Origin of the sequence: Pseudomonas aegrilactucae, from assembly GCF_019168305.1 — a bacterium.
Lineage (GTDB): Bacteria > Pseudomonadota > Gammaproteobacteria > Pseudomonadales > Pseudomonadaceae > Aquipseudomonas > Aquipseudomonas aegrilactucae.
This window is the reverse complement of the sequence record NZ_JAHTBI010000056.1, coordinates 70,840-91,662: the sequence shown is the minus strand read 5'-3', so window position 1 is coordinate 91,662 and position 20,823 is coordinate 70,840. Positions and strand designations below refer to the sequence as shown.

14 protein-coding genes and 2 tRNA genes are annotated in these 20,823 nt (G+C 60.2%); 1 reads left to right on the top strand and 15 read right to left on the bottom strand.

The features are described 5' to 3' along the window. Positions 1-95 precede the first annotated feature (95 nt). On the top strand, positions 96-5,312 hold the full coding sequence (locus KUO17_RS16985) for a M35 family metalloendopeptidase (RefSeq protein ID WP_217976690.1): 5,217 nt from the start codon (positions 96-98) through the stop codon (positions 5,310-5,312). Between the two features lie 73 nt (positions 5,313-5,385). Here the strand turns inward: KUO17_RS16985 and pnp are convergent, their stop codons facing one another. The 15 genes from pnp to rlmE all read right to left on the bottom strand — a co-directional run bounded on the left by pnp (position 5,386) and on the right by rlmE (position 20,725). Next, complete coding sequence (gene pnp, locus KUO17_RS16980) at positions 5,386-7,491, bottom strand: polyribonucleotide nucleotidyltransferase (RefSeq protein ID WP_217976689.1); 2,106 nt, start codon at positions 7,489-7,491, stop codon at positions 5,386-5,388. A 250-nt stretch (positions 7,492-7,741) separates the two neighbouring features. Next, on the bottom strand, positions 7,742-8,011 hold the full coding sequence (gene rpsO / locus KUO17_RS16975; RefSeq protein WP_110968912.1) for a 30S ribosomal protein S15: 270 nt from the start codon (positions 8,009-8,011) through the stop codon (positions 7,742-7,744). Positions 8,012-8,163: 152 nt separating this feature from the next. After that, positions 8,164-9,081, bottom strand: coding sequence for a tRNA pseudouridine(55) synthase TruB (gene truB, locus KUO17_RS16970; RefSeq protein ID WP_217976688.1), 918 nt, complete (start codon positions 9,079-9,081; stop codon positions 8,164-8,166). 3 nt (positions 9,082-9,084) lie between these two features. Then, positions 9,085-9,486 (bottom strand): 30S ribosome-binding factor RbfA, encoded by a 402-nt coding sequence (gene rbfA / locus KUO17_RS16965; RefSeq protein WP_217976687.1) that lies wholly within the window; start codon positions 9,484-9,486, stop codon positions 9,085-9,087. Between the two features lie 122 nt (positions 9,487-9,608). Next, entirely contained in the window at positions 9,609-12,113 is a 2,505-nt protein-coding gene (gene infB, locus KUO17_RS16960; RefSeq protein ID WP_217976686.1) for a translation initiation factor IF-2, read from the bottom strand. Positions 12,114-12,139: 26 nt separating this feature from the next. Next, positions 12,140-13,621, bottom strand: a complete 1,482-nt coding sequence (nusA, locus tag KUO17_RS16955; protein ID WP_217976685.1) for a transcription termination factor NusA — start codon at positions 13,619-13,621, stop codon at positions 12,140-12,142. A gap of 59 nt (positions 13,622-13,680) precedes the next feature. Next, positions 13,681-14,139 carry a ribosome maturation factor RimP gene (rimP, locus tag KUO17_RS16950; RefSeq protein ID WP_217976684.1) on the bottom strand — a complete coding sequence of 153 codons (459 nt, stop codon included), beginning with the start codon at positions 14,137-14,139 and terminating at the stop codon, positions 13,681-13,683. 130 nt (positions 14,140-14,269) lie between these two features. Continuing rightward, positions 14,270-14,346, bottom strand: a tRNA-Met gene (locus tag KUO17_RS16945). A 98-nt stretch (positions 14,347-14,444) separates the two neighbouring features. Then, a tRNA-Leu gene (locus tag KUO17_RS16940) sits at positions 14,445-14,530 on the bottom strand. A gap of 19 nt (positions 14,531-14,549) precedes the next feature. Further along, positions 14,550-14,936: a preprotein translocase subunit SecG gene (gene secG, locus KUO17_RS16935; RefSeq protein ID WP_217976683.1), complete on the bottom strand. Its 387-nt coding sequence runs from the start codon at positions 14,934-14,936 to the stop codon at positions 14,550-14,552. A 3-nt stretch (positions 14,937-14,939) separates the two neighbouring features. Beyond that, a complete protein-coding gene (gene tpiA, locus KUO17_RS16930) occupies positions 14,940-15,695 on the bottom strand; it encodes a triose-phosphate isomerase (protein WP_217976682.1) in 756 nt (251 codons plus the stop codon). A 66-nt stretch (positions 15,696-15,761) separates the two neighbouring features. Continuing rightward, positions 15,762-17,102 (bottom strand): phosphoglucosamine mutase, encoded by a 1,341-nt coding sequence (gene glmM, locus KUO17_RS16925; RefSeq protein ID WP_217976681.1) that lies wholly within the window; start codon positions 17,100-17,102, stop codon positions 15,762-15,764. Between the two features lie 20 nt (positions 17,103-17,122). Beyond that, complete coding sequence (gene folP / locus KUO17_RS16920; protein ID WP_217976680.1) at positions 17,123-17,974, bottom strand: dihydropteroate synthase; 852 nt, start codon at positions 17,972-17,974, stop codon at positions 17,123-17,125. 8 nt (positions 17,975-17,982) lie between these two features. Then, positions 17,983-19,890: an ATP-dependent zinc metalloprotease FtsH gene (gene ftsH / locus KUO17_RS16915; RefSeq protein WP_163940837.1), complete on the bottom strand. Its 1,908-nt coding sequence runs from the start codon at positions 19,888-19,890 to the stop codon at positions 17,983-17,985. A 211-nt stretch (positions 19,891-20,101) separates the two neighbouring features. After that, positions 20,102-20,725, bottom strand: coding sequence for a 23S rRNA (uridine(2552)-2'-O)-methyltransferase RlmE (gene rlmE, locus KUO17_RS16910; protein WP_217976679.1), 624 nt, complete (start codon positions 20,723-20,725; stop codon positions 20,102-20,104). Positions 20,726-20,823 lie beyond the last annotated feature (98 nt).

Below are 20,823 nucleotides of genomic sequence, written 5' to 3'. Positions count from 1 at the left end.
GTGCCAACCCAAATAAAAAATAAATCTCTTAATAATCAACAGCTTAAAAAAATATCAAAAATAACCCATCGTGCACATTGCATGCTTTGCGGTGGATGCGCGTGCAAGTTGCATGTTCACAAAACACCGCTGCCCCTAGGCTGGGAAGCAAGCGACGTCAGCAGTATGTACCGCCGTCTGCTGCACGACGCTACCTACTGTGGCGAGATCGTGAACCGGATAAGCCGGAGCACTCCGCTGCAGGAAACGCCATGATCACCGCGCCCTACTTTGAAACCGGCACCTTGCGTGCAGATTTCATCACCGCACTCCAGACCGCACTGCGTGAACTGAGCCTGAGCATCATCGAAGCAGGGTGGCTGCACCGCCTGGCCGATGAAGCCACCCCGCCGGCCAGCATGCTGGTCGAGGTATGGAGCACCCCCCAACCGCTGTCCGTCAGTTGCCTGGTCATCCGCCAGAGCGACCCTCAGCTTGAGGCCACCTACCTCTATAGCCCGTTGCATGGCGTGCAGGGCTTCAACACACTCAGCCAGCTTCAGAGTGCACTGCAGGCTCAACTGAAATGCCTGGGCGTGCCCAGCGAGCCACTGCAGTTCGAGTGCTTGAGCGATTCGGTATTTAGCCAGTGGTCACAGCGCCTGATTCAGCAACAAGTCGACTGGCTGCGCCGGCAATCACGCAGCCTGGCAGAACTGCCGACCTTGGCCAGTATCCTCGACAGTTGCCTGAGCACATCCTTCTCGACCTTGCTGGAGGGCGTCGCGCAAAGCGCGCAACAACGCGTACAGGTGATTGCGAGCGACGACAGCGTGGTGCGCACAGAGGCCCTCGCCGACGTTGCACTGAACGCATTCAGCGGCCAGGCCCTGGGCGACGGCCTGAAGTACCGGTTCTTGCGCGATGGCGCAGTAACACACGATACGCCCGATCACCTGGCCTTCGAACAGGCCCTTGTGAGCACTGCCAGCCTCGTCTCGGGCGCTTTCGCCCAGACCTTGCGCGCCTACTGGGACAGCGCAGATAACGAAGGGGGCACCGACAACCGCCAAGCCTTGGCGCTTGGCCTGGCGGACAACTACTGCCGTGCGCTGTTGCGCGCCGCCAACAGCCGGCTTATCGACGCTGCCCAGTTGCAATGGCTGCGCGAGGCGCTGATCCCCAGCGTGGTTGCCTTGCGGGTCAGTACACTGACATTCGTCCCAGCAACCCAGGACGAAGGCGAGACCGTGCTGCTGGCCGACAGCCTGGCACTGCATCAGCCCGACGACAGCGACAAAGGTGTGTTTCTGTTTGACACACGGGCCGGATTTCAACATTTTACCGATCAGGCTGCACTTCAACGGCATTGCCAAGCCCTGCTCACCCAGGCAAGTTGCCCTGCCTCGATCAGCCCCGACCACTGGGACCAGTTGCAAAACGGCGCGACGCCGGACCTCAAGCTGGCTGAAGTCAGCCAACCGGCGTTCCTGGTGCTCGCTGACGCGCTGATCGCGCTGATCAACCGTCGCCTGGCCCATGCCCTGCGTTTCCCCGGTGCCCAGAGCAGCACCGCCCGTGCGAGGGTGGAGGATGCGCTGGACATGCGTGCCCTTGTGGATAGGCGTCTGACGCATCTGGGAGTAAGCGGTCGATGGAGGCCCACCCAGCGCCAGGAGCGCCCTGTGAGCTTGCCAGCGCCCCCCAGCCAAAGCCTGACGCTGGTAGAGCGCCTCACCCGCGCACGCGCACTGTATCAGCTGTTCCAACACCTGGCCGGTGCCCAACCAGATGTACAGGGCTGTGTGCAGGACATGCTTGCCCCCAGCCTCGCCGCCCTCAGCGACGGCCAGTTGCAGGCGCAGGACATTCAGCTCACGTGGGCAAGAAAGACCGCCTCACTGACCGACGTCTTCCTTGAGCAGTTGAAGGATATAGGTACCCAGAGCGTGCTGCAGGGCGTACAGGTCCAGGACCGTCAGGGCATGCCACTGACATGGCCTTCAGCGCAGCTGATCCAGCAACAGCTCGACAATCTGAAAATGGACTTCTCGCCTGCCTATCTGGATCAGCTCAAGGCGTTCGACACGGGGCACGTACGTCTCCAGGACGGCGTCGTATCGCCCTTCAAGACCCTGCGTGCCTTGCACGAAGCGTTGCTGCGCATCGAGTTGGCCCAGGCACGCGAAAACACAGCCATCGACAACGATCTGCTCGACCTGCTGCAGCAGGCATTGGACCGGCCTGGGCACAGCCCAATGCGACTGTACAGCCTGAGCCTGTCGGTGCCCGGCAAGTCCGGCCTGCTGGCGCTGGCCTGTACATTCGTGCTGCAGCGGGCGACTGCGGATGATGGCAGCCTGCTGCTCTGGTCACCGCTTGAGCCACTGAGCCAATTCAGCAACCAGGCAGCATTGCGCTCGCAGATGGGTAGCGCCTTCGACGAGCCGGAGAAACTCCAGCAGTGGCTGGGACTGGTAAACTGCGAAGACCTGAGCCACTGGCACACCCCGGCGCAGTGGCCTGGGGCAAGCCAGCCTGACGTGCGCTTGATCGAGCAGAGCGACCTGTTCGGGTTTCTTGCTCACAGCGCTGCCAGCTTTCGCAGCTCGACCCGTCGCTACTACTTGAGCTACAGCCTGCGTAGCAGGTTCACCAGTTCGCTGCTGCAACGTGTTATCGATAACCAGGCTGCCAGGCACCCGTTCGAAGGTGCCTTGAAACGGGTGCGCGACAGTATCGAGTGCCAGTATTTTCAAAGTCTGTTGCCGTCATGGCTGCGCCATGCGACGCCGCTGCAAATGAAAAACTATGCACAACTGGTGCAAGCCAGCGCTCGCGTCAGCAACCCCAAGTTCAACTACCTGTTCTCGATTCCGACGCTCAACAGCTTCGCCGATCAGCAGCTCCGGGCAGGCCTCGCCCAGGACTATCCGAGCGCACCGGGCGACCCCAACCTGATTATCGTCACCTTTACTCACTTCACACCCAACCTGGTACTGCCCGGCCAGACGCCCTCGCCGATGTCCTCGGACGTGTTCACCACAAGCAAAACCCTGACCGAGTATGCCCTGACCCATAGCCAACTGACGGGGACTGCCACCAGCGTCAAGGTCAGCGCCATGCGGCCCGGCCTGCCTGCTCAGGAGCTGAATGCAGAAACCATCCGTAACATGGTCGATCGCCTCGATGTGGCCAGTGCATTCCGGGCCCTGTTGCAGAAAAAACTCTCCCCACAGGATCCGGATTACCTCACACGCCATCATCGCTACACACAGACATCCACCGCCTACCTGATGGAGGAGGCCTACCAGCACTTTCTCGAGAAAAAATTATCGGCAACGGCGTTGTATTACTTTTCGCATGTGCTGGCCAAGCCAGATGCCCTGGCGCGAGAGCCTGTTGAGGGCAGGAAGATCACGATCGCTCAACTGCAACTGCGGGCCGCAGAAGGGTTTGTACCGGATACTGTGCGCGGCATGTACGTGATCGGGCCGCAGGGCGAGCAGGACGGTCCGCTCGTGCTGTACAGCGCCTACCGGCCCGAGAACATACTGCTCGAATTCACGGACCAGGCGGCCTTGCGCAACACCATTCTCGCGGACGCACACTTGCAGAAAGACATTCTGGCCCGGCTACCCGAAGCCGTGCAGTCGCGATACGACCACAAGGGCTTTGTTCACCCCCACCTGTTCTGGTCTTCCTCGGACGTGTTCGACTTCGCGACGACCCCCGGTGCGGTCGAACTGGTGCGCAGTGAGATTGAAGGCAATGCGCTTGACTACCTGTTCACCGAGAACGTGGCGTTTCTGCTGGCGCTGACCAAGGCACGTACGGTCACTACCGCCGAGGAGTACTGGAATGTGTTGCGCTATGTCATGGGGCTTGCCATTGAACAGAGCTCCTTTTTCCTGCCTGGCAAGCTGGCAGCGACGCTCAACTCACTACAGAGTGTCCAGTGGTTGCAAGCGTCCGGCAAGGCCGCCCTGCAGCACAATTGGGGGGAGTCGCTTGCGGAATTCGTCACCGCCTTGAGCGGCCTGGCAACCGCTCGCCCGAGCGGCTCGAGCGTGAGCCGGAAGGCACAGCACCAGACGCCCCCAGTCACCCCTCCCCTGGAACTGGACCCGGTCTGGGACGAGGTGCTGCTCACCCCGTTGATACCCAATCAGTTGAGCGACCTGCAGGCTCAAAACGTGCAACTCAAGGACATGGTCGAAAACACCACCTTGGGGCTTTACCTTGCCCCAGCCACCGAGCGTTTCTATGGTGTGATCGCGGGCCACGTCTATGAAGTGGTCAAGCCTGGGCAGCAGTGGCAAATTATCAAGGAAGGCAGGCTCGGACCAAAATTGCAAAGAACGCAGAATCAGTGGCGGGTTGATCTGCAAGAGGGGCTACGCGGCGGCGGCGCTGCATACAGCAGCTTCGAGACAGCCATTGCGAACGAAGACATCTCCCTGCGTTACACGGTACTGGCCTCGGGTATGAGAGACATCGCCATGCTCCACCCGAACAAGTACCAGATGCTCCTGCGTGCCCACACCCAGAGCCGAAATTACCTGGAAACGTGCCTGGAAAATCTCAATTCGTCATCGCCCCAGGCACCGCTGCCGCCCGAAACGCTAACGGTATTGCAAACTGCGTTCGACCACCCTCCCTCCGACCAGACCGTGGGCCTGCTACGGGAGTACGCCCAACGCATTCTTCACGAACTGTTGTCTGCCTCGATGGATACAGCCACCTCCAAGCGCATCGTGGTTGGCATGAACATGCCGGACCAACGCGATACGTACGCCTTCACTTATCGCGAAGATCCAGGCAAACGTATCTTTTTCACCGAACGCTTTTTCACCTTGCCATGGGATGTTTCGGTTTACGCAACGCCCCCAGCCGTCGATCTGCTCGCCCACCAGCAAGCTGCGACACTGATACATGAGCTTTCCCATCAGGTGCTGCGAACCGTAGACATCGCCTACGTGGAGGCCGCGGCCCCTTTCCCTGATCAGATCAACCGGCATACACGAGGTGGACGTATCGCCTACCAGACGATCCTTGGCTACAAACGCGACGGGTTTTCAATCAACACATCCCCCCAGGCCCTGTTCCGGACGTTCGACACCTCGACCCAGACCTGGAGAGACATCAAGAACAAGGATGGATCGGCCTTGCCGGCGATCTACCGGCTGAGCAAGACCAATACGCTGGCAGCCGCACGCACCGCCTTCTACAACGATCCACACGTGCGCACAGACCTGATCCTGGCCAACGCCGACTCGCTGGCCCTGATCATCAGCAAATTGGGGCGCCGGCGCTTCGCAGCTGCTGGCTGAAGGCAAAAAATGCCCCGTATCCTGCGATACGGGGCATTGGCACTACCGGGCAGTCAACTGCCCCGCTGCCTCATCAGACGCCCGAAGCCTTGGCCGCAGCAACGTCCTTGATCGACAGCTTGATACGGCCGCGGTTGTCCACGTCCAGTACCAGCACTTCGACTTCCTGGCCTTCTTTGAGGATGTCGGTCACTTTCTCGACGCGGGCATCGCTGAGCATCGAGATGTGAACCAGACCGTCCTTGCCAGGAAGGATGTTGACGAATGCGCCGAAGTCGACGATGCGCTCTACCTTGCCGACGTAGATCTTGCCGATCTCGGCTTCGGCCGTGATGCTCAGTACGCGCTGACGGGCAGCTTCTGCGGCATCCTTGGTTTCGCCGAAGATCTTGATCGAACCGTCGTCTTCGATGTCGATCGAAGCCTTGGTTTCTTCACAGATCGCACGGATGGTCGCACCGCCTTTACCGATGACGTCACGGATCTTGTCGGTGTCGATTTTCATCGCGATCATGGTCGGTGCGTTTTCCGACAGCTCGGTACGCGACTGGCCAATGATCTGGTTCATCTGGCCGAGGATGTTCAGGCGCGCTTCCAGGGCCTGGCCCAGGGCGATTTCCATGATCTCTTCGGTGATGCCGTTGATCTTGATGTCCATCTGCAGCGCAGTAACACCCTTGGCAGTACCGGCTACCTTGAAGTCCATGTCGCCCAGGTGGTCTTCGTCACCCAGGATGTCGGTGAGGATGGCGAACTTCTCGCCTTCCTTGACCAGACCCATGGCGATACCGGCAACGGGCGCCTTCATCGGCACACCGGCGTCCATCAGGGCCAGGGAGGCACCGCAGACCGACGCCATCGAGCTCGAACCGTTGGACTCGGTGATTTCCGACACTACACGGATGGTGTAAGGGAACACGTCGGCAGCTGGCAGCATGGCCTGGACCGAACGACGGGCCAGACGGCCGTGACCGATTTCACGGCGACCAGCGCCGCCCATGCGACCACACTCGCCCACCGAGAACGGAGGGAAGTTGTAGTGCAGCATGAAGGGGTCTTTGCGCTCGCCTTCCAGGGTGTCCAGCAGCTGTGCGTCACGGGCAGTACCCAGGGTCGCAACGACCAGGGCCTGGGTTTCGCCACGGGTGAACAGGGCCGAACCGTGAGTCTTGGGCAGTACACCGACCTCGATGTTCAGCGGACGTACGGTCTTGGTGTCGCGGCCGTCGATACGAGGCTTGCCGTTGACGATGTTTTCGCGAACGGTGCGGTACTCGATCTCGCCGAAGATCTCTTTGACTTCAGCGGCGCTCGGCTGGCCTTCTTCACCGGAGAACTTGGCGATGACCTGCTCGCGCAGCTCGCCCAGCTTGGCGTAGCGGTCGGCCTTGACGGTGATGGTGTAGGCGTCGGAAACCGCCGCACCGAATTCGCCACGGATGGCGCTCAGCAGCGGGGTGTTCTCGGCCTTGGCAGTCCAGTCCCAGGTAGGCTTGGCAGCTTCGGCAGCCAGCTCTTTGACCGCCTGGATCACCGCCTGGAACTCGTCGTGGGCGAACAGTACGGCGCCCAGCATCTGGTCTTCGGTCAGCTCTTTGGCTTCCGACTCAACCATCAGCACGGCGTCGGAGGTACCGGCAACGACCATGTCCAGGCTCGAGGCAGCCAGCTGCTCGTAGGTCGGGTTCAGCAGGTAGCCGGTGCTTTCGTGGAAAGCAACACGCGCGGCGCCGATCGGGCCTTCGAATGGAATGCCGGAGATCGCCAGCGCAGCCGAGGTACCGATCATCGCAGCGATGTCCGGATCGGTTTTCTTGCTGGTGGAAACGACGGTGCAGACGACCTGCACTTCGTTCATGAAGCCTTCTGGGAACAGCGGGCGGATCGGGCGGTCGATCAGACGCGAGGTCAGGGTTTCTTTCTCGGAAGGACGGCCTTCACGCTTGAAGAAACCACCAGGGATCTTGCCGGCGGCGTAGGTCTTTTCCTGATAGTGAACGGACAGGGGGAAGAAGCCTTTGCCTGGATCGGCCTGTTTGGCACCGACCACGGTCACCAGCACGGTGACATCGTTGTCGACGGTGACCAATACGGCGCCGGACGCTTGACGAGCAATACGGCCCGTCTCGAGGGTAACGGTCGATTGACCGAATTGGAATTTCTTGATTACCGGGTTCACGGTTTCCTACCTTTTTCAGTGGCTCTGGGGGAACTGGTTCTTGCGAATTCTTGGGCAGCACAGGGAATCGGCCCTGTGGGCAGTCCAGATAAAACTAGAGGTTGGGAGCCTGCCCTGCCCTTGCGGTAAACCGCACGAGCGAGACAGACAGCCAACCTCATAGATACGCCCGGCGTGCTCACCCGCACGGAGACCGAAGCCCCCGGCGGGTGACTGCAACACGCCGAACACACCACTGGCCAGGCCGCTATTAGCGACGCAGACCCAGACGACCGATCAGGGCGCTGTAACGAGTGGTGTCTTTACCTTTCAGGTAATCCAGCAGCTTGCGACGCTGGTTTACCATACGGATCAGGCCACGACGCGAGTGGTGGTCTTTACCGTTGGCCTTGAAGTGGCCTTGCAGCTTGTTGATGTTGGCGGTCAGCAGTGCAACCTGCACTTCCGGGCTACCGGTATCACCGGCGGCTTGCTGGTAGTCACCAACGATCTTTGCTTTTTCTTCAACGCTGAGTGCCATCTGGCTTCTCCAAATCAAGGGAAACCGAACAAACGGTTTCCAATAGGCCAGGGACAGATCCCTGTATTTAAAAGTGAGGCGTGACCGTGCCTATTGACAGCCATCCTCTTGCCCACCAGTACCGGGCGCAAACCCGATACTGAAGGTTTCGATCATTCTGACCGAATCAGTCGACGCGGCGCGATGCGCCCGTCTTCGCTCACTTCACCGATACCGATGAAGCGGCCATTGTGATCCTGTACCCGCACCATGCCGAACTTCGGGGCATCCGGTGCGCGAACCGGCTGACCGTGCAACCAGTAGAACGCGCTGTGCTCCGAAAAGTGCAGCAATGGCCAGTCCTGCAACCCGCTGTCGGACGGCATCAGGAAGCGGTCGACCGCTTCGTTGCCGCCGTCGGCATGCACCTGCTCGAGCTCTTCGAGGGTGACGGTCTGGGCCAGCGCGAACGGGCCGGCATGGGTGCGACGCAGCTCGGCGACATAGGCGCCGCAGCCAAGCTGCTCACCGATGTCTTCGACCAGCGTACGGATATACGTCCCCTTGCTGCAACCGACCGAGAGACGTACCCGCGTGCCTTCGCACTCGAGCAACTCCAGACGGTTAATAGTAACAGAACGCGGTTCACGCTCCACTACTTCGCCTGCACGTGCCAGCTTGTACAGCGGCTGGCCATCACGCTTGAGCGCCGAGTACATCGGCGGTATCTGGCTGATTGGGCCACGAAACTGTGGCAATACCGCTTCAACGTCGCTGCGATCAACGGTCACTTCGCGGGTCTGCAGAATCTCGCCTTCGGCATCACCCGTGTTGGTGGTCTGCCCCAGTTGCATGACCGTCTCGTAACCCTTGTCGGACTCGAGCAGGTACTGCGAAAACTTGGTGGCCTCGCCAAAGCACAGCGGCAGCACGCCGCTGGCCAGCGGGTCGAGGCTGCCGGTGTGCCCGGCTTTCTCGGCATTGAGCAGCCAGCGCACCTTCTGCAGAGCCGCATTGGAGGTGAACCCCAATGGCTTGTCGAGCAGGATGATGCCACTGACGTTACGACGGATACGCTTGACCTGAGCCACCGCTTACTCCTTGGTGTCCAGGGGGGTGCCGTCGGCCTGATGCTGGCTGTCTTCGGCGACCGCGCGCTCGATCAGTGCCGACAGGTGGGCACCGCGGGTCACGCTTTCGTCGTAATGGAAGTGCAGTTGCGGCACGCTGCGCAGCTTCATTTCCTTGCCCAGCTGCATGCGCAGGAAACCGGCAGCGCTGTTGAGCACCTTGATGCTTTGCTTGATGTCTTCCGCGCTGTCCTGGCCCATGACGGTGATGAACACCTTGGCATGGCCCACGTCGCGGCTGACGTCGACGGCGGTGATGGTCACCAGGCCGACACGTGGATCTTTGACTTCACGGCGGATCAGTTGGGCCAGCTCGCGCTGCATCTGATCGCCAATGCGTTGGGTACGGCTATATTCTTTTGCCATGTTTTGCTACCTGTAACTAAAGCGGCAAACGCCCGGCCAGGCTTGAGCCGGACCGGGCGTTGCGTTCAGAGCCGCCGACCGTCGCCTTGCGACGAACGGCCTGCGGTTCCCAAGCTCGCGGCTTAGAGCGTGCGAGCCACTTGGACTTTCTCGAAGACTTCGATCTTGTCGCCGACCTTGACGTCGTTGTAGCTCTTGACGCCAATACCGCACTCCATGCCGGCACGTACTTCGGACGCATCGTCCTTGAAGCGACGCAGCGACTCCAGCTCGCCTTCGAAGATCACCACGTCCTCACGCAGTACGCGGATCGGACGGTTGCGGTAAACCACACCCTCGGTGACCATGCAGCCGGCGATGGCGCCGAACTTGGGCGAACGGAACACGTCACGCACTTCGGCGATACCCAGGATGTTCTCGCGAACATCGCTGCCGAGCATACCGGTCAGGGCTTTCTTGACGTCTTCAATGATGTCGTAGATCACGTTGTAGTAACGCATATCCAGACCTTCCTGCTCGACGATCTTGCGCGCGCCGGCATCGGCACGCACGTTGAAGCCGAACAGTACTGCATTGGACGCCAGGGCCAGGTTGGCATCGCTCTCGGTGATACCACCGACACCGCCGCCGATCACGCGAACCTGTACTTCGTCGTTGCCCAGACCGCTCAGGGAGCCCTGCAGGGCCTCCAGAGAACCACGTACATCGGACTTGAGCACGATGTTGAGGGTCTTCTTCTCTTCCTGGCCCATGTTCTCGAAGATGTTCTCGAGCTTGCCTGCGTGGGCACGTGCCAGTTTGACTTCGCGGAACTTGCCTTGACGGAACAGCGCCACTTCGCGGGCTTTCTTCTCGTCGGCAACCACGCTCAGTTCGTCACCCGCATCCGGGGTGCCGTCCAGGCCGAGGATCTCGACCGGGATCGACGGGCCGGCTTCCTTAACAGGTTTGCCATTCTCGTCGAGCATGGCACGTACACGGCCATAGTTCGAACCGCACAGGACCATGTCGCCTTGACGCAGGGTACCGTCCTGAACCAGCACGGTAGCCACCGGGCCACGGCCCTTGTCCAGGCGCGACTCGACCACGACACCACGACCAGGCGCCGATGGCGTGGCCTTGAGTTCGAGGATCTCGGCCTGCAGCAGAACGGCTTCGAGCAGTTCGTCGACACCGGTACCCATCTTGGCCGATACCTGGACGAATGGCGTGTCGCCACCCCAGTCCTCGGAGGTAACGCCTTCGACAGACAGCTCGTTGCGGATACGGTCCAGGTCTGCACCTGGCTTGTCGATCTTGTTCACCGCAACAACCAGTGGAACACCAGCAGCCTTGGCGTGCTGGACCGCTTCACGGGTTTGCGGCATCACGCCGTCGTCCGCCGCGACCACCAGGATCACGATGTCGGTCGCCTTGGCACCACGGGCACGCATTGCGGTAAACGCGGCGTGACCCGGGGTGTCGAGGAAGGTGACCATGCCGCGGTCGGTTTCCACGTGGTACGCACCGATGTGCTGGGTGATACCACCGGCTTCGCCGGCAGCAACCTTGGCACGACGGATGTAGTCGAGCAGCGAGGTCTTGCCGTGGTCAACGTGGCCCATTACGGTCACGACCGGGGCACGCGAGAACGACTCGCCTTCGAATTTCAGCGACTCGGCCAGGGAATCTTCCAGCGCGTTGTCGCTGACCAGCGTGACCTTGTGGCCCAGCTCTTCGGCGATCAGCTGAGCAGTTTCCTGATCGAGCACCTGGTTGATGGTCACCGGAGTGCCCATCTTGAACATGAACTTGACGACTTCAGCGGCCTTGACCGACATCTGTTGTGCCAGCTCGGAAACGGTGATGGTCTCGCCAATGGCCACGTCGCGGATAACCGGACCGGTCGGGCTCTGGAAGCCGTGGGCATTGCGCTTCTTCATCTTGCCCTTGCCACGACCACCACGGCGGAAGCTGTCGCTTTCCTCTTCGGTGGTACGCGGAGCGGCACGTGGAGCGGGCGCCTTTTCCTTTTCCTTGACCTTGACCGATACGCGCGGCGCTTCGTTGCGGCGCTCGCCGCCACGACGATCGTCGTCACGCGACTTGTCGTTGCGACGTGCGTCTTCGGCTTTCTTGCGCTCGACACCCGGAGCAGGCGCAGCCACCGGCTCGGCAGCAGCAGGCGCGGCCGTTACGGCTGGCGCTGCAGCGGCTGGCGCTGGGGTGCTGGCCGGCTGGCGGCTGGTGTTTTCTTCGGCACGTTTACGCGCTTCGGCTTCAGACTTGTCGCGTGCTGCGTTTTCAGCGGCACGACGTTCTTCCAGCTCGCGCTTCTGCTCAGCCTGGATCTCTTCCGGGCTGCGCTGTACGAAAACTTTCTTCTTGCGTACTTCTACACTGATGCTTTTGCTGCCGGCAACACGCAGGGTGCTGGTGGTCTTGCGCTGCAAGGTGATCTTGCGCGGTTCTTCCACTTTCGCCTTGTGGCTGCTTTTCAAGTGAGTCAGCAGAGCCTGCTTCTCACTGTCGGTCACTACCTGACCGGCGTCGGTGTGCGGCAGACCTGCCTCACGCATCTGCTGCAGCAGGCGCTCTACCGGTGCAGCGACCTCTTGGGCCAATTCTTTCACCGTGACTTGCGTCATGCACTTCTCTCCTCAGGCCAGCCTACTTACTCGAACCAGTGGGCTCGGGCGGCCATGATCAACTTGCCGGCACGTTCTTCGTCGATGCCGTCGATGTCGAGCAGGTCATCAATCGACTGCTCGGCCAGGTCTTCGCGGGTAACCACGCCGCGCACCGCCAGTTCCGCCCCCAGGTCCTTGTCCATACCCTCAAGCGAGAGCAGGTCTTCGGCCGGGTGGGCGTCTGCCAGTTTTTCCTCAGTAGCGATGGCTTTGGTCAACAGGCGGTCCTTGGCACGCGCGCGGAGTTCATTGACGATCTCCTCGTCGAAGCCATCGATGTTGAGCATTTCTTCCAGCGGTACGTAGGCAATTTCTTCCAGGCTGGTGAAACCTTCGTCAACGAGAACCTGCGCCAGCTCTTCGTCGACTTCCAGCTCTTCGATGAAGTTACGCAGAATGTCGCCGGTTTCAGCTTGTTGCTTGGCCTGGATGTCCGACTCGGTCATCACGTTCAGGGTCCAGCCGGTCAACTGGCTGGCCAGACGTACGTTCTGACCACCACGGCCAATGGCTTGCGCCAGGTTGTCCGCGGCTACAGCGATGTCCATCGCGTGGGCATCTTCATCAACGATGATCGCCGCGACTTCGGCCGGCGACATGGCGTTGATGACAAACTGGGCCGGGTTGTCGTCCCACAGGACGATATCCACACGCTCACCACCCAACTCGCCAGACACTGCCTGTACGCGCGAACCGCGCATACCGATGCAGGCGCCTTGCGGGTCGATGCGCTTGTCCTTGGAGCGGACAGCGATCTTGGCGCGCGAACCCGGATCACGGGAAGCCGCCATGACCTCGATAAGGCCCTCGGCGATTTCCGGAACTTCGATGCGGAACAGCTCGATCAGCATCTGTGGCGCGGTACGCGACAGGATCAGTTGCGGACCGCGGTTCTCGGTGCGGATTTCCTTGAGCAGTGCACGTACACGCACACCGACCCGGAACGTCTCGCGGGAAATGATATCTTCACGGGCCAGCAGCGCTTCGGCGTTGTTGCCCAGGTCGACGATCACATTGTCGCGGGTAACCTTCTTGACGGTACCCGAGATGATTTCGCCCAGACGCTCGCGGTAAGCATCGACCACCTGTGCACGCTCGGCCTCGCGGACCTTCTGCACGATGACCTGCTTGGCGGTCTGTGCGGCGATACGGCCGAACTCGATGGACTCGATCTTTTCTTCGATGACATCGCCAACCTTGGCTTCAGGATGAGTTTCCTGAACTTTGCTTGGCCAGGTTTCGATTGCAGGATCGTCAAGATCCGCTTCCTCGACGACCGTCCAGCGACGGAAGGTCTCGTAGTTACCGGTGTGGCGGTTGATTTCCACACGCAGGTCGACTTCATCTTCAAAACGCTTCTTGGTCGCCGTGGCCAGGGCCACTTCCAAGGCTTCAAAAATCACGTCTGCCGGTACACCCTTTTCATTGGATACCGACTCAACAACCAGCAGTACTTCTTTGCTCATCGTACGCCTCGCCTTTCGCAAGCCATTGGGTCCGCACGGTCTATCGGACCCGGCATGTCTCAGTCAAAACTGGGAATAATGTTGGCCTTGTCGATCATGTCGACCGGCAGAAGGAATTCATGGTCATCTACCTGCACCACGACATCCTGCTCCTCCACACCGCGCAGAAGGCCCTGAAAATTACGTCGACCTTCGAAAGGCGAGCGCAGTTTAATCTTCACCTGCTCACCGACATACTTGGCAAACTGTTCAAGCGTGAACAGCGGGCGTTCCATGCCAGGAGAGGAAACTTCAAGGGTGTATTCGACGGCAATTGGGTCTTCGACATCCAGAATGCCGCTGATCTGACGGCTGACGATGGCGCAATCATCCACCAGCACACCGCCTTCTTTATCGATATAAACGCGCAACATTGAGTGGCGGCCTTGAGCCGAAAACTCGATACCCCAGCATTCATAGCCTAGGGCCACGACCACCGGGGCCAACAAGGCCTGCAACTCTTCTAGCTTGCTCGACACCTGAACCCCCTTGTGCATGCTATGCAAATAAAAAATGGGCGAAGCGCCCATCCCTGATACGCCGACTGAATACCGGCGCTGAGAACTGATCAGCTAACAAAAAGCCCCTGAAAAGGGGCTCTGCTGAAACTGGTTGCGGGGGCTGGATTTGAACCAACGACCTTCGGGTTATGAGCCCGACGAGCTACCAGACTGCTCCACCCCGCGTCAAAGCTGGGGCGAAAGTATACGACCGAACCCCGCGAGGGGTCAATCTAACCTCCACCTACAAGAAAGCCCGCTGTAGCGGGCTGTCTTGTTTCAATTGGTACCGAGAAGGGGACTCGAACCCCTACACCCTATGGGCACAACCACCTCAAGGTTGCGTGTCTACCAATTCCACCACCTCGGCAATACTACTTTGAAACCCGTTACTTCTGCTCTTGAGCTGGGGGTACGTCGCCGGTGTTGCTGGCGGGTGCCTTTTGCTCCTGGAGCACCGGTACATCATCTGTTGCCGGTTTTTGCTGCTGCACTTCAAGTACCGCTGGATCTGGAAGCCCTACCTGAGTCAGCCCATGAGCCTTCTCTTTAGCAAAGTAACCTAACCCCAGGGCGGTTATGAAGAAACTGGCGGCAAGTATAGCAGTAAACTTACTAAGAAAGGTAGCAGAACCTTGGCTTCCGAACACAGTATTTGAAGCCCCTGCGCCGAAAGATGCACCTGCTTCCGCACCTTTACCCTGTTGCAGCAACACCAGCACTACCAAACCCAGTGCGCCCAACAGATGAAAAACTACTACGACTGTTTCCAGCATTTTTCAGTTTCCTGCGGCGCGACAAATTGCACCGAATTCGTCTGCGTTCAGGGAAGCTCCACCAATGAGCCCCCCATCGATATCCGGCATGCCGAACAGCTCAGCCGCATTGGCCGCCTTCACGCTGCCGCCGTATAGAAGCCGCACATTCATCGCGACTTCTGAATTCTTTTGCGCCAACTGCTCGCGAATGGCTTTATGCACATCCTGAGCCTGTTGCGGCGTGGCCGTAAGGCCGGTGCCGATGGCCCATACAGGCTCATAGGCGATGATTGCACCAGCGAAGACCTCAACACCGAATGCTTCGATGATGCTGCCCAACTGACGCCCCACGACTTCAAGCGTCTTGCCGGCTTCGCGCTCTTCCAGGGTTTCCCCCACACAGAGCACTGGCTTCAACCCACAAGCCTGTGCCGCTGCGAACTTGCGATTGAGCACCTCGCCGCTCTCACCAAGAATCTGGCGGCGCTCGGAGTGCCCGATCAGTACCAGCTCGCAACCTGCATCGACCAGCTGACTTGGTGCAATCTCACCTGTCAGCGCGCCTTGCTGGGGCTCTACCGCAGAATCCTGCGCACCCACGGCGATCGACTTGCCCAGCAGACCTTCAATCGCTTGATTGATGTACAGACAGGGCGGGAACACCGCAACTTCAACACCGCTCGGCAGGGCGAGATCACTCAAGCCCTTGATCAGCTCAGCGACGCTGGCGCGGGTACCGTGCATCTTCCAGTTACCAGCTACCATAGGGCGACGCATGCTGTACCTCGTCGGTCAAAGTGGGCGCAGATGTTACCCAACCCGATCACCGGTGGCAAGTGCAAATCAGACGCAAACTTCACTTACCAGTCTTGCCAATGCTTCGGCATGCCCGCGCACCTGACTTTCGTCGTCGCCTTCGACCATGACACGCACCAGCGGCTCTGTGCCGGACTTGCGCAGCAACACGCGACCACGCCCCGCCATCGCCTCGGTGACACGCGCACAGGCCAGCTTGACCTCAGGGTGTTCGACCGGGTCGACCTTGCTTTCGCCGAAGCGCACATTGATCAGCACCTGCGGGCATTTGCGCAAGGCCTGACGCGACTGCGCCAGGGTTTCGCCGCGGCGCTTGAGGGCCATCAGCACCTGCAGGGCAGCGATGATCGCATCCCCGGTCGTGGTGTGGCTGAAGCACACCACGTGACCGGAGTTCTCACCGCCGATGTTCCAGTCACGCGCCAGCAGCTCGGCCATCACGTAACGGTCACCCACCTTGGCCCGCACAAACGGAATCGAGAGCTCCTGCAAGGCCAGCTCAAGGCCCAGGTTGCTCATCAGTGTACCCACCACGCCACCATTGAGCTTGCCGCGCTCCTGCAGGTCGCGGGCGATGATGAACAGCAACTCGTCACCGTCGACGATGGCACCGGTGTGGTCAACCATCAGCACGCGGTCACCGTCACCGTCGAAGGCGATGCCCAGGTCCGCATGCCCGACCAGCACGGCCGCCTGCAGCGACTCGATGTGCGTCGAACCACAGTTTTCGTTGATGTTCAGGCCATCGGGCTGCGCTGCCAGTACCGTGACGTCGGCACCCAGCTCGCGAAACACGCTGGGCGCCACCTTGTAGGTAGCGCCGTGGGCGCAATCGACCACCAGCTTGAGGCCGGCAAAGTCGGTGCTGGTCGGCACACTGCTCTTGCAGAACTCGATGTAGCGACCGGCCGCGTCGTTGATACGCGACACCTTGCCCAGTTTGCTCGACTCCACCACGGTCATGGGCTTGTCGAGCAGCTCTTCGATCATTTTCTCGACTTCGTCGGGCAACTTGGTGCCCTGGCCCGAAAAGAACTTGATGCCGTTGTCGTCATGCGGGTTGTGCGACGCACTGATCACGATACCGGCTTCGGCATGGAAGGTGCGCGTCAGGTAGGCAATGGCGGGGGTCGGCATCGGCCCCAGCAGCAGCACATCGGCGCCAGCGGCAGACAACCCGGCTTCCAGGGCCGACTCGAACATGTAGCCGGAGATGCGCGTATCCTTGCCCACCAGCACGCGACAGGCACCCAGCTTGCGGAAGGCCATACCCGCCGCCCACCCCAGCTTGAGCATGAAATCGGGCGTGATCGGGTATTCGCCGACACGGCCGCGAATGCCGTCGGTACCAAAATATTTTCTGCTCATAACTTAATGCTCCGTCACTCTTATTCGGCGGCGTTGATCGCTGCAATCATCCTTACCACATCGACGGTCTCGGCCACATCATGCACACGCAGGATGCTTGCACCCTGAGTCACCGCCAGTGCGGCCAGCGCCAGGCTGCCATACAGCCGCTCACCTACCGGGCGCCCCAGCGCCAGGCCGATCATGCTCTTGCGTGAAACACCCACCAGCAGTGGCCGCCCGAGACGATACAGCGCCGACATATGCTTGAACAGGCTGAGGTTGTGCTCCAGGGTCTTGGCAAACCCGAACCCAGGGTCCAGCACGATACGTTCTGCACCAATGCCCACTGCGGCACAGGCCCGCATCCGCTGCTCGAGAAAGCTGGCCACCTCGGCGGTCACATCGTCGTAGCGCGGGTCGTCCTGCATGTCACCCGGCTCACCCCGCATATGCATCAGGCACACGGGCAGCCCGGTCGCCGCAGCCGCATCCAGCGCACCGTCACGACTGAGCGAGCGCACGTCGTTGATGAGCCCGGCACCGAGCCGGGCCGACTCGCGAATGACCGCAGGCGTGGAGGTATCAACCGAAATGATCACCTCCAGCTCGCGATTGATCGCCTCGACAATCGGCGCGACGCGCTCGAGCTCTTCAAGTGCAGTCACCATGCGTGCGCCGGGGCGAGTCGACTCGCCGCCGACATCGATCAGCGTAGCACCGGCTGCCACCATCGCCTCGGCATGGCGCAGAGCAGCGTCACGCTGGGTGAAGCGCCCACCGTCAGAGAAGGAATCAGGGGTTACATTCAAGATACCCATTACATGGGTACGGGAAAGGTCGAGAACCCGGTTGCCGCAAGGCAACCGGGTTGGGTACTGCTGTGAAGTCATGTCAACCCTTAGAGCTGCGCAGCCGGGCCGCCAATCGGAGACTCAGGACGATCACTCTGCGGCGCAGAGGTGCCCGAAGTACCCGAACCACCTTCCCAGTCGCGCGGCTCACGCGGCTCGCGACCGGCCATGATGTCGTCGATCTGGTCGGCATCGATGGTTTCGTACTTCATCAACGCGTCGGCCATGGCATCGAGCTTGTCGCGATTGTCGGTGAGGATCTGCTTGGCCGTGGCATAGCACTGGTCAATGATGCTGCGAACCTCGGAGTCGATCAGCTTGGCAGTCTCACCCGACACGCTGGCGTGCTGGGAACCGGCACTGCGACCCAGGAACACTTCGCCCTCTTCCTCGGCATACATCAACGGACCGAGTTTTTCTGACAGCCCCCACTTGGTCACCATGTTGCGGGCAATCTGGCTGGCTCGCATGATGTCGTTGGAGGCACCGGTGGTGACACCGTCGAAGCCCAGGGTCATCTCTTCGGCGATACGGCCGCCATAGAGCGAGCAGATCTGGCTGATCAGCGCGCGCTTGGACAGGCTGTAACGGTCCTCTTCAGGGAGGAACATGGTGACGCCCAGGGCGCGACCACGGGGAATGATGGAAACCTTGTACACCGGATCGTGCTCAGGCACGACGCGCCCCACAATGGCGTGACCCGCTTCGTGATAAGCCGTGTTCTGCTTCTCTTTCTCGGACATGACCATGGATTTGCGCTCGGCGCCCATCATGATCTTGTCCTTGGCCAGTTCGAACTCTTTCATCTCGACCACCCGCTTGCCACCGCGAGCGGCGAACAGCGAGGCCTCGTTGACCAGGTTGGCCAGGTCTGCACCGGAGAAACCAGGGGTACCACGGGCAATCACGGCCGGGTTCACGTTGTCGCCAATCGGCGTCTTGCGCATGTGAACCTTGAGGATCTGCTCGCGACCACGAATATCGGGCAGGCCCACGACCACCTGACGGTCGAAACGACCAGGACGCAGCAGCGCGGGGTCGAGCACATCAGGACGGTTGGTGGCGGCGATCACGATGATGCCGTCGTTCATTTCGAAGCCGTCCATCTCTACCAGCAACTGGTTGAGGGTCTGCTCGCGCTCGTCGTGACCGCCGCCCATGCCGGCGCCACGGTGGCGACCAACAGCGTCGATCTCGTCGATGAAGATGATGCAGGGCGCATGCTTCTTGGCCTGCTCGAACATGTCGCGCACGCGGCTGGCGCCGACACCCACGAACATCTCGACGAAGTCGGAACCGGAGATGGTGAAGAACGGCACCTTGGCTTCGCCAGCGATGGCCTTGGCCAGCAGTGTCTTACCGGTACCTGGCGGGCCAACCATCAGCACGCCACGCGGGATACGGCCGCCCAGACGCTGGAACTTGCCCGGGTCGCGCAGGAACTCGACCAGTTCGCCGACCTCTTCCTTGGCTTCGTCGCAACCTGCGACGTCGGCCAGGGTGGTCTTGACCTGGTCTTCGGAGAGCAGGCGCGCCTTGCTCTTGCCAAAGCTCATCGGGCCGCCCTTGCCGCCCGCACCGCCTTGCATCTGGCGCATGAAGAACATGAACACGGCGATGATCACCAGGATCGGGAAGCTGGCCACCAGCAACTGGGTCCAGATGCTCTGTTGCTCGGGCTGCTTGCCTTCGACCACGACGTTGTTGTTGACCAGGTCACCGATCAGGCCGTTGTCGGCGATCGCGGGACGGACCGTCTTGAAGCTGTCGCCATCGGTCCGCTTGCCGATGATGACGGCGCCGTCAACCGTGACGCGCTCGACCTTGCCATCCTTGACCTGCTGAATGAAGTCGGAATAGTTGAGGGTCTGCGGCTCGTTCGGGCTTGAGAAGTTGTTCATCACAGTCACCAGGACCGCGGCGATGATCAACCACAGGATCAGATTCTTTGCCATATCGTTCAATTAGCTACCCTCTGAGACAGGCTATAGGCGCAGCCATGCCTCGCATGATAATCACCGGCTTAACTTACTACATTACCTACATGTCTGCAGGCGCCGTCTGTAACCCTTTGTGAAACCTAGACTACACGATGTCGATCCAGGTCAGGCAGGACATCCGATTGGAAAAAGCTATCGGGCACCCTGTAAGTCGCCGGCCTGAGCCCTACTCACCCTTGTAACCACGCCCCAGCATGTATTGCTCGCGGGAGCGGCCGCGTGAAGAGTCCGGCTTGAGCATCACTACCTTGTCGAACTTCTTGCGAGCGTCCTTCAGGTAGACGTCAAACCCTTCACCCTGGAAAATCTTGATCACGAAATCGCCACCGGGCTTGAGTACCCGGGTAGCCAGATCAAGGGCCAGCTCGCACAGGAACATGGCCTTGGGCATATCCACTTCAGGCGTACCACTCATATTGGGGGCCATATCCGAAATCACAAGGTCCACGTGCGAATTACCGACGGCCTCGAGAATCTGCGCCAGCACCGCATCCTGGGTAAAATCGCCCTGAATGAAGGTGACATCGGGGATGCTGTCCATTTCCAGGATGTCGGATGCGATCAGGCGGCCCTGACCGCCGATCAGACGACTGGTCACCTGCGACCACCCACCGGGGGCGGCGCCCAGGTCGATCACGCTCATGCCCGGGCGGATCAAACGGTACTTTTCCTGGATTTCGAGCAATTTGTAGCTCGCACGCGAGCGATATCCGTCCTTTTGCGCCTTTTTGACGTAAGGATCGTTGAAATGTTCTTTCAGCCAGCCAAGGCTTGTCTTGGAACGCGCCACTGGGCACCTCGATGATAAGGGTCGTGATTAACTGGGCGGATCCACGGGCCCTCGGGTAAAATGGCCGCCATTTTTACAGAATCTAGACAAAGGGTCAG

Excerpts from the sequence above, each read along its gene's own strand:
- infB (WP_217976686.1), bottom strand. The coding sequence starts at position 12,113 with ATGACGCAAGTCACGGTGAAAGAATTGGCCCAAGAGGTCGCTGCACCG.
- nusA (WP_217976685.1), bottom strand. The coding sequence starts at position 13,621 with ATGAGCAAAGAAGTACTGCTGGTTGTTGAGTCGGTATCCAATGAAAAG.
- folP (WP_217976680.1), bottom strand. The coding sequence starts at position 17,974 with ATGACTTCACAGCAGTACCCAACCCGGTTGCCTTGCGGCAACCGGGTT.
- KUO17_RS16985 (WP_217976690.1), top strand. The coding sequence starts at position 96 with ATGCGCGTGCAAGTTGCATGTTCACAAAACACCGCTGCCCCTAGGCTG.
- secG (WP_217976683.1), bottom strand. The coding sequence starts at position 14,936 with ATGCTGGAAACAGTCGTAGTAGTTTTTCATCTGTTGGGCGCACTGGGT.
- rbfA (WP_217976687.1), bottom strand. The coding sequence starts at position 9,486 with ATGGCAAAAGAATATAGCCGTACCCAACGCATTGGCGATCAGATGCAG.
- glmM (WP_217976681.1), bottom strand. The coding sequence starts at position 17,102 with ATGAGCAGAAAATATTTTGGTACCGACGGCATTCGCGGCCGTGTCGGC.
- rpsO (WP_110968912.1), bottom strand. The coding sequence starts at position 8,011 with ATGGCACTCAGCGTTGAAGAAAAAGCAAAGATCGTTGGTGACTACCAG.
- ftsH (WP_163940837.1), bottom strand. The coding sequence starts at position 19,890 with ATGGCAAAGAATCTGATCCTGTGGTTGATCATCGCCGCGGTCCTGGTG.
- tpiA (WP_217976682.1), bottom strand. The coding sequence starts at position 15,695 with ATGCGTCGCCCTATGGTAGCTGGTAACTGGAAGATGCACGGTACCCGC.